Raw genomic sequence first — 649 nt, forward strand, 5'->3', positions numbered from 1 at the left:
GGGGTTGAGGTCGGTGTGTTGGCGGGGGTTGGCGGCGGAGGCGATGCCGGCCATCCAGGTTTCGTATTGGGCCACGGTGGCCCAGCCTTCGAAGTGGACCAGGCCGCGGCGGGGCTGGCGGAAGGTGATGCCTTGTTTGGCGATGAGTTCGCCCTCGGTGGGCTGCTGCCCGTCGGGGTCCAGGGTGTTGATTGTGCGCAGGCCCACGCGGGCCAGGGAGTCCGGGTCCATGGTGCGGGCGTAGCCGGTGAGGGTGTCCTCCACGTCGGCGGCGGTCTCTTCGGGGATCGTGCCGGCGTCGGCGAGGTGGCGGGCCTCCTCGATGTAGCGTGAGGCGGTCAGGGCCTGGTCCGCGCTCAGTGTCCCGGCGAAGAACGCCGCGGCCGCGGCGGGCTGTGGCGCGGCGGTGGTGGCCAGGGTCAGCGGGTCCGTGGCGGGCAGGAACTTCCCGGCCAGGCGCAGCCGGCGCCCGGCCTCGCCGTGGCCCAGCTTCAGGCTCAGGGCCAGCAGCTCGGCGGCGTTCTTGATCCCGTCGTACCGCCCGGCGCGCACCCGCCCGGCCAGGGACCCGGCGGCCTGGACCTGCAGGGCCGAGAGGAAGCAGCCCAGCCGTTCCAGGTCCTGCGCCCAGGCCACGGCCTGCGTCTCG

The 649-nt window shown here is 73.8% G+C and carries 1 protein-coding gene; it reads right to left on the minus strand.

Annotation, left to right across the window (positions count from 1 at the left end; all coding sequences use genetic code 11):
* Positions 1-636 (minus strand): DUF222 domain-containing protein (locus G6034_RS19445; protein WP_343038172.1); only part of this gene is annotated, 636 nt, incomplete at its 3' end.
* Positions 637-649 lie beyond the last annotated feature (13 nt).

Source organism: Arthrobacter wenxiniae, assembly GCF_013376105.1.
Taxonomy (GTDB): Bacteria; Actinomycetota; Actinomycetes; order Actinomycetales; family Micrococcaceae; genus Specibacter; species Specibacter wenxiniae.